We start from the raw sequence: 9,012 nt of genomic DNA, 5'->3' as shown, positions 1-9,012 counted from the left end.
AACTCAAGATGTTAGATATAGTTGGAAGTAAAAGCGATGTAGGCAAGGCATTGATTGCAAGTAATAGTGGTTCTATTGTTAAAATCAATAACGCAGTATAAATCGCTTTTAAACCAACCCTTTGGGCGCTTCACAGGCACTTACTCTCATCGTTGTTACTTCTTAAAAGGGACTGCCATTCTTGCAAAGTAACGCCTTGATATTAAGCACCTGTGAAACGCTGAATTCTGCATCTTGAGGTGGTTTGGGTATAGAAAAAAGCCCTGCTAGTGCAGGGCTAAATCAACGTTAGGATTTATTATTGTATCCTTCCTTGGTCAGAGTATTAGAACTGGTATTTGTACTCAATTGAGAACTCAGTGCCTTTCTCTTTGGAGCGAGTTAAAGTTCCCGCTGACTCTATTTCAGATTTTGCGCCCAAGATATTAGTCACTTTGAACTTCAAGCTTGAGTTGAAATCAGGGAAATAGGTGTAGTTAAAGTCTAGAGAGTGGAAAGGTTGCTCCATCCAATCTTCTTGACCTTCAATGCCAGGAATAATAATTCGCTCACCAAATACGTTATAGATTAGCGTTGAAGCATGCTGCCCACTAGGTGCGTCATAGCCTAACTGCATATTCACAACATATTTTGAATGGCCCGTCATGCGACGTGTTGTATTTGTAACCGCTGCAGAAACTCCTGTTTGTTCAACAATCGCCTGACGGTCCATGTTGATTTCTGAGTCACTTAACGTCACGTTACCTGTCATGAACACGTCTTGCCAGAATCCACCTAAGAAAGCAAAATCTTTCAGGTATTCAAATTCAACACCCGCAACATAACCATCTTCTGCATTAGCAATACGTACCAATGGTGGACCATCTTGTGCAGGTGATTGAACAGACTCAATTGGATCAACCATGTCTTTATAGAACACACCAAAAGAGAAGTTCTCGCCCGTATCAAAATAGTTTTCCCAGCGGAAATCATAGTTTTTGATTTGCGTTGTACGTAGACCTGGCGTACCACCTACAGGGTATTCAGTAAGCGGATCGATGTAAGTTGCGTCAGAAATCTCACGTAAATCTGGGCGAACAACAGTTTCACCATAGCTTAAGCGCCATTGCGTTTCGTCACTTTGTACATAAGTTAAAGCTAGTGCGCTATAAACGTCATCTTCACGGAATGCGAGCTGATCTAACTCATCATAATCAATTGAAGATGCAAGGCCACCAGTAAATGGGTCAAGAGGAACAGATACTTGACGGAAATCTTCCCAACGTAAACCACCGGTAATACGCCATGTGTTATTGAAGAAGAAATCAGCTTCGAAGTAATAGGCATCCACTTTCTGCGCTGACTTATAGTCATCGCCTGAAACCGTTGTGTCGTTTAAGATTGGCTGCGTTAGTGACGCGTTTGTAAGTACATCATCAGATAAAATGGTGTTTAACTCATTTCCGTTTAAGTCAACATCTGAGAATGCACGTGTATTGATATCAAAACGACGGTTAGTTGCTGAGCGCTCTTTAGAGATAAAGTCAGCACCTGATTTAAGCTCAACATCCACGCCATCAAGCATAATAGGCAACGTAAAGTTAAAACCGTAGTTCTCTACTTCATCATCCAAATCTTGGAAAGTGTAACGTGCAGCTGTTGTTGCATTCGTTAGTGCGCTTTCGTTAACTGTATCGTAAAACCCATCTTCGTTAGCATCAGTAACAATAAAACGCGTTTCCATATTACCTGGTGCGTAACGATTTGAGCGACCAATTGAATACTTCCAGTCAAAACCCGCGTAATTCAACCAATCAAAGGTATGCATACCTTTTAATTGATTAACAATCAGTTCACGTTCTTCATAACGAACATCGTACGAGCGTACACGCTTGTTATCAGAGGTATTGTTGTTTTGGTCAATACCTAAACGGTCTGAAATTTTATCTTCAGTATCGCGTAAGATTAAAGCCGTGTAGTCAATTTTATGCGCTTTGTCATACTCAACACCAACCGTAACCATTCCTGATGTCTTAACCGTGTGTTCTGTACTTAGTACTTGGTCATAACCACGGATCATGGTTGTTGAGTTTTCACCAATCAAGAAACCTTGACCTTGATACTCATCTGCAACAACATGCTTATTATCATAACTAAGCGACGATAAGAAACCATAGCGCCATTTATCTGATTCGAAGCTATTACCTAATGTGGCAGTGAACTTCGTATTCGGATCAACCTTTGCTGATTTTGGATCATAATCGCGATTTAACGACAGTGCTAAAGCACGGCTTTGCTCAGGTGTTAAATCATCAAGCGATTGACCACTTTGGTATACATCAAGGATAGGACGTGGAATTTCGCGTGTGCCATCATCAACACCGTACCAATCGTCCGAACCACCGTTGTATTCAAGGCCATCATCAAAGTTATTGGTGTTGTAACCAAGCTGACCCGACACATCAAATACAAATTGATCTGGAATTGATTTCAAACGAATATCAACGTTACCACCACCAAAAGACGCTGGCATTGACGGTGAATACGATTTTTGTACTGATAAACTTTCGATAATACCTGATGGAAATAAATCCAGTGGTAATACAGAACGTGTTGGATCTGGACTTGGTACAGCAGAGTTATTTAACTGTGTACTTGAATATCGCTCACCTAAACCACGAACATAAATAAACTTACCATCAACAAGTGTTAAACCTGTTACACGGCGTAGCGCTGCAGCAGCATCACTATCACCACTTCGTGAAATTTGCTCTGCACCCATAATATCAGCAACGAATGCTTGCTGTTTACGCTCTTCTAGAACAGCTGTTGCAGTGCCTTTTAAACGACTTGCACTAACAACAACTTCTTCAAGAACAGCTTCTTCGTCTGCTTCAGCTGCGTGTGCTGAGACACTCAAGCCGCATAAGATAGCTGCGCTTAGTGCTGTTAAGCTGAACTGTTTTGAATATTGTTTCATGTTTACCTCTATCTGAAATAAGTTACAGAAAGTTGTTTAAAGGTGCTAAACACGTTGTTTAGCACCTCGCTTACTGTGTTATTCCAGACCTACCGTCCAACCTTCAGTCCAGTTGTTATCAGCAGATACTGCACCAATGTGCGTTGTCGTATCGAAGAAACCGTCAATTGCTTTAACGTCTGTTGCTGTTGTTGTATCGATAGTAAAGATACCATTTACAACTTGCGTTTGACCTGTAGCAACTAAGTTACCTAATGTGTTTGTCCACCAGTTCTCAACGCTGAAATCTACACCACTTGGGTCTTTGAAGTTTTCAGAACATGCAATCACTGATGATTTAATCATTAAGGTGCCATCTTGAGCATTGTTCACTGTTTCACTTTCACCAGAAGCTGCACCTTCAATCTCAAGACATTCGCCCATGCCTTCAGGGCCCGTTACGATTGTGTTATAGATTTGTGCACCCGTACCTTCACGGAAGTACATACCTTCTGAGTCATCTTCACCGTCAAAGGTATTACCAATGATTGTTAAGTTAGCAATTGTTGGGTTTGACTTAGGCGTTTTAGACGGTGTAGTACCATCGTTGTCTGCTTCAATACCACGGTTTGCATCTGAGTTATCAGCTGCTTGCTTAACAAGAATATGCTGCATTTTACCTTGGAAACCATTGTCCCAGTCGATGCTGTCATCTTGAATGCTTGTTAGTACTAAGTACTTCGCTTGTACGTTACCACCGAAGAATTCAACACCGTCATCCGCGTTTTGGTGAACTTGTACATACTCAACAGTAGTACCAGAACCAACACCACCGAACGTAATACCGTTTAATTCGTTATCTGGTGCGATTTCGTAACCACCATTCATCACACGAACATAACGCAGCGTACCTGAGTTGTCCGTTGTATCAGTACCACCGAACACGGCACCTGACTCCACACCTTCAACTTGAAGTGCACAATCGCCTTCTGCTGGACACTTGTTCGATGGTGCATTACCAAGAAGAACTAAACCACCCCATTGGCCCGCAGCTGTAGTACCGCCCATAACATCTTGGCTTGAAGTGAACGAGATTGGCTCATCTTTAGTACCGTTAGCATTAATTTTTGAACCACGGCTAATTACTAAGTAATCATCACCTGTACGGCCATATACTGTTACGCCTGGCTCGATTGTTAAAGTAGCTGAATCTGCATTATCATCACCTACAAATACTGCACCGCTTAATGCGTAGTAGTTACCCGCAGTAAGTGTTAAATCTGCAGTAATGCGACCAGACACTTCACATGTTGTTGTGCTGCCATCAACTGGAGAAATTGACGTTGTACCTGATGGACAACCTGCTACTGCTGGTGGTGCAGTTACTTCACCGCCACCGTAACCAAATGCCCAACCTTCACGCCAGTCATCTGAGTCATTTAATGCACCAACAAAGTCAACTGTATCGAAGAACGCATCAACAGTATTTGCTACATCTTGGCCCGCGCCTAGTAATGGAGAACCTGCAATTGGTTGACCGTTTGCACCAAGCATTGGCTTGTCATTGATTACGTTACCAGATTGTGCTGTAAACCATGTTTCAAGCTCAAGTAACGTGTTGCCGCTACCATCAACTGGATTTTTGAAGTTTTCGCCATTAGTACACGACATAAACGTGTTTTGCATTAAGATAGTGCCATCGTTAGCGTTATTTACTGTTTCGCTAGCACCGTCTTCTGCACCTTCAATCTCTAAACACTCACCCATTTCATCAGAGCCAGTGATCACTGAGTTATAAAGGTGTAAACCTGTACCTTCACGAAGGTAGATACCTTCAGCATCATCTTCACCATCAAAGTTGTTACCGATGATTGTTAAGTTAGAGATGATTGGTAATGATTTTGGTTCTTTAGAAGGTGTGCTACCGTCGTTATCTGCTTCAATACCACGGTTTGCATCTGTTGAATCAGGATCTTGTTCAACATAAACGAATTGCATTTTACCTTGGTAACCATTGTCCCAGTCGATGCTATCGTCATCGATGCTTGTTAATACAACGTGCTTAAGGTTTACTGCACCACCGAAGAATTCAACACCATCATCTGAATTATTGTGAACTTGTAAGTATTCAACTGTAGTACCAGAACCAACAGCACCAAACGTAATACCATTTAGTTCGTTGTCTGGTGCAATTTCATAACCAGCGTTTTTAACAACAACATATTTTAATGTACCTGAATTATCTGTGTTATCCGTACCGCCAAATACAGCACCTGATTCAACACCTTCAACTTGAAGAGCACAATCGCCTTCAGCAGGACACTTATTAGAAATACCATTACCAAGAAGCACCATACCGCCCCATTGGCCTGCAGATGTTTCATCACCCACTACATCTTGCTTAGAAGTAAAGATGATAGGGTCGTTTTTAGTACCTGTAGCTTCAATTTTAGAGTCACGGCTAACAACTAGGTAATCAGAGCCGCTGTTACCGAATACGACCGCACCTGCTTCAATTGTTAATGTTGCACTGTCTGCTTTATCGTTACCAACAAATACTGCACCATCAAGTGCCCAGAATGCGTCTGTTGATAATGTTGTATCTTCTGTAATTACGCCTGAAAGAACTTGAACTGTTACATCACGACCTAATGCAGCAGATACTTCATTCGAAAGGCTTTGGCTGTATACACCTGGTAACTCTTCAGTTGTTGGTGGTGTAGTTGGGTTAGTAGGTGTAGTTGGTTGCTCAACTGTTTCGTCCACGTTGATGTTGATGTCACCACCGCCACAACCTGCTAAAGAGATTGCTGTAGCTACAAGACTAACCTTGAATAAGCCAGATAATTTCATTGTTCACTCCGTTAAGATAGATATTTAATTATTGTGTTAGCGCATAAACTCAAGTCACCGAAAAAGCACTAAAACTTAATGCTTTTGGGTCACTTGAGTTTTAAACTGCGACTACCTTACGGGAGCTGTATGACAAACTAGTTACACTTTAATAAACATAAAATGACAATATTAATTATTTAAAAAAGAGTAAGTTAGTAAATTTTAGGAACGGAAAAAAGCCGCCCGAAGGCAGCTTTGGTGTTGCGATTATAAATTAGTTCTTTTGTACGCTTACCTGTTGAATACGATTTAGAGTAAAGCGGTACGTAATGTTTCGGCGTGCACTTTTTCACGCTTCACATACTTGATCCATTGCTCAGCTAAACGCTGCGACTTTTTGTGTTTTTCCGCTTGCTCAAACGCTAAAATCGAGGCATCAAAGTTTTGTAAATTGTACTGCGCCATACCTAAGGCAACATACACATTTGATTCAAACTCTAAGCCGCCTTTATCTAGGGCTTTACGTGCTGCATCCGCTGCTTCTTCGTATTTTTCAAGATTAATACTTACCTCTGCAATACGTTGTTCGTACTGACCATGCGTTACTAAATCAGCGGCTTTTGCAAAATAAGCAAGTGACTTTTCACCCTCTTTTGCTTGTACCATTGCTTCTGCAACAAAGGCATAGTTTTTCGCTGATTTTTCAGCGACACCGTCTTGCATAGCTTTACTCATCACGTTCGCCGCTTTAAAAGCCAGGCCGTTGTATAAATAAACTTGCGATAATTGACGTAAATCTGATTTAGATTTCATGAAACCTTGTTGATATGCCGCTTCTAAAATCGCTAATTGCTTTTTCTCTGCGCCCGTTTCACCGTACATGCCACCTAACTGAACCCAGTACTCAGGCTTGTTGTAAAGCTTAACTAAACGCTCAAGTACCTCTACCACCTTGTCAGACTGGTTAAGTGAGTAGTACATAGCACGCTGTAAGATTAACCAGTTTTCTTTTGGCATTTCACCTTTGCTGTCGGCTTCTGCGATAGCAAGGTTAATGTTCTCAATGCCTTTTTGGTAATCTTTAAGCTGATAATATGCTTGTGACTTTAATACGTAATAAGTATCTGTTTTAGGCTTGTCGTTAATCACATCCCACTGCGCTAAATATTTGATTACCTTTTCGTAATCGCTATTAGCCATGGCAAGTTGCGCTAAGCTAAAGGTGGTGCTTACACGTAATGTTTCTGGAATCGCATCTTCGTTTACTACTTTTTCAAACGAGGCAATTGCTTTATCTAAGTCGTTTTCGTTGTAGTAAATAAAACCGTAGAAATTATGCATCATGGCAATTTCATACGAGTTCATGCTTGAAGAGCGCTCTTGAATACTATCGAGTGCTTCTAGCCCTGCTTTTGCATCACCATCATCAGCCAGCTTTTGTGCTCGTGCTAATTGGCTATACACTTTTTCACGCAGTGCAGGTACTCGTTTGGTTTTTTGCTCCTCAGCGTAAGCTGTAGCAAGTGTCACACCTGGTAACATGCTAACAACGCTTGGGACTACAAGGCTGCTTGTGAAAGCAGCCGCGCAAATCACGGCAACTTTTAAAGGTTTCATAATCGCATTCCTCTTTTCTAACCGTTAATTTGGAAAGAAATTTTGTTCTGTACGCCCGCTACTTCAACAGCTTCACCGTTAACAACGCGCGGTTTATATTTAAATTTAAGTGCTGCATCCATCGCAGCGCGGTCAAACAGTGACTCTGGTTCAGCTTTAATCACTTTCGGGTCACGAACTGTGCCTTGCTTGGTTACTGTAAACTCAACAATCACATAGCCTTCGATACCACGCGATAAAGCTCGGCGCGGGTAAACAGGCGCTACTTTTACAATCGGTAGGTATTCACCATCGCTTGATTCAAGGGCTAAGCCGCCAGCTAAGTTAACGTCGGCTTCAACACTGGCACCAAAGTCAAAGTTGGCATTACTCGCGTTAGGATCACTGTTTTGCATTTGCGGTGATTCCATTGGTGGAGGTGGCTCTTTTGGCGTTGGTGGCTTTTGCGGTTTACGTTCTTTCTTTTGCACTGTCTCTTCTTTTTTCAGACGAACAAAATCAAGTACGTTTCCTTTTACGGGCTCAGACATGGCCCCTTCACCACCGGTGATCAGTGCCTGCATGCCTAAAAACAGCATAACAGTCACGATACCAGCGATGATTAATGCAACTATATAACGCATTGCTCACATTCCTTATGATGCTTCTTGCGCAGCAATCGACACATCAAATGCGCCTGCAGCACGCGATGCATCCATTACTTTAATAAGTACATCGGTTGTGGCTTTCTTATCAGCTTGAATAACCACGCTACCTTGTGGGTTTTCAGCTTTTAAGCGCTCGATATTTGCTTGAACTGCACGAACATCTACTTGGCGTTTGTTGATCCAAATTTCACCTTTGTCAGAAATAGCAACTAAGATGTTGGCACGCTCTTTTTTCACTGCTGTTGCTGCTTCAGGGCGGTTTACATCAATACCGGCTTCTTTTACGAATGATGCTGTTACGATAAAGAAGATAAGCATGATGAAAACAACGTCTAGCATTGGCGTCATGTTGATTTCTTCAGCGTCGTCTTCTTGAAATAGGTTACCTAGTGGCGCTCTCATTGTTAGTCTCCTAGTGGGTGATGCTCACATCACCCTAAAATTCGTTTAGTGGTCTAAGACCATGTTGTCTTCAAGTAATTGCACTTCGCGTTTTGCACGACGTTGTAAGAACGTTGATGCGAAAACCCCTGAAAGTGCACCCACCATGCCGGCCATTGTTGGAATAGTGGCTTTAGACACCCCTGATGCCATCGAACGTGCACTGCCTGTGCCTGTGATTGCCATTACATCAAATACTTCGATCATGCCAGTTACGGTACCTAACAGACCTAAAAGTGGACATAACGCAACCATTACGTTGATTAGCGCAAGGTTATTATTTAGTTGCATGCCAGCGCGTGAAATCATCGCTTGGCGAATTTGCTCTGCGTTCCAGCTGTTACGCTCTGCTCTATTGCTCCAAGTGCTTTTTACGTCTTTCTTGTAGCGTTTAAAGCCACCAAAAAAATACATAAAACGCTCAAGTATCAATAACCACATCGCGAAGATGAGGACCCCGATGACCAAGAGAACTTGGCCACCTGTGTCGAGGAAATCACGTAGAGCATTGATTGCATCAATCAATAGCACCAT

General features: G+C 42.1%; 6 protein-coding genes. All 6 read right to left on the bottom strand.

Annotation, left to right across the window (positions count from 1 at the left end):
* Positions 1–325: 325 nt before the first annotated feature.
* The gene (locus CWC02_RS04625; RefSeq protein WP_138616709.1) at positions 326–2,959 is read right to left on the bottom strand and encodes a TonB-dependent receptor domain-containing protein; all 2,634 of its coding nucleotides are present in this window, start codon (positions 2,957–2,959) and stop codon (positions 326–328) included.
* A gap of 78 nt (positions 2,960–3,037) precedes the next feature.
* Positions 3,038–5,791 carry a beta-helix domain-containing protein gene (locus CWC02_RS04620; protein WP_138600834.1) on the bottom strand — a complete coding sequence of 918 codons (2,754 nt, stop codon included), beginning with the start codon at positions 5,789–5,791 and terminating at the stop codon, positions 3,038–3,040.
* Positions 5,792–6,082: 291 nt separating this feature from the next.
* Positions 6,083–7,390, bottom strand: coding sequence for a tetratricopeptide repeat protein (locus CWC02_RS04615; protein ID WP_138616707.1), 1,308 nt, complete (start codon positions 7,388–7,390; stop codon positions 6,083–6,085).
* Between the two features lie 17 nt (positions 7,391–7,407).
* Positions 7,408–8,013, bottom strand: a complete 606-nt coding sequence (locus tag CWC02_RS04610; protein WP_054552071.1) for an energy transducer TonB — start codon at positions 8,011–8,013, stop codon at positions 7,408–7,410.
* A 12-nt stretch (positions 8,014–8,025) separates the two neighbouring features.
* Positions 8,026–8,439: an ExbD/TolR family protein gene (locus CWC02_RS04605; RefSeq protein ID WP_036971869.1), complete on the bottom strand. Its 414-nt coding sequence runs from the start codon at positions 8,437–8,439 to the stop codon at positions 8,026–8,028.
* A gap of 45 nt (positions 8,440–8,484) precedes the next feature.
* Positions 8,485–9,012 carry a MotA/TolQ/ExbB proton channel family protein gene (locus CWC02_RS04600; protein WP_054552070.1) on the bottom strand — a complete coding sequence of 176 codons (528 nt, stop codon included), beginning with the start codon at positions 9,010–9,012 and terminating at the stop codon, positions 8,485–8,487.

Source organism: Pseudoalteromonas sp. S2721, assembly GCF_005887425.1.
GTDB classification, from domain to species: Bacteria; Pseudomonadota; Gammaproteobacteria; order Enterobacterales; family Alteromonadaceae; genus Pseudoalteromonas; species Pseudoalteromonas simplex.
Note: the sequence above shows the minus strand (reverse complement) of the source record. Positions and strands in the feature narration are given on the sequence as shown.

What these genes read in the sequence shown, in the direction of transcription:
- CWC02_RS04625 (WP_138616709.1), bottom strand. Translation starts at nt 2,959, where the DNA reads ATGAAACAATATTCAAAACAGTTCAGCTTAACAGCACTAAGCGCAGCT.
- CWC02_RS04620 (WP_138600834.1), bottom strand. Translation starts at nt 5,791, where the DNA reads ATGAAATTATCTGGCTTATTCAAGGTTAGTCTTGTAGCTACAGCAATC.
- CWC02_RS04615 (WP_138616707.1), bottom strand. Translation starts at nt 7,390, where the DNA reads ATGAAACCTTTAAAAGTTGCCGTGATTTGCGCGGCTGCTTTCACAAGC.
- CWC02_RS04610 (WP_054552071.1), bottom strand. Translation starts at nt 8,013, where the DNA reads ATGCGTTATATAGTTGCATTAATCATCGCTGGTATCGTGACTGTTATG.
- CWC02_RS04605 (WP_036971869.1), bottom strand. Translation starts at nt 8,439, where the DNA reads ATGAGAGCGCCACTAGGTAACCTATTTCAAGAAGACGACGCTGAAGAA.
- CWC02_RS04600 (WP_054552070.1), bottom strand. Translation starts at nt 9,012, where the DNA reads ATGGTGCTATTGATTGATGCAATCAATGCTCTACGTGATTTCCTCGAC.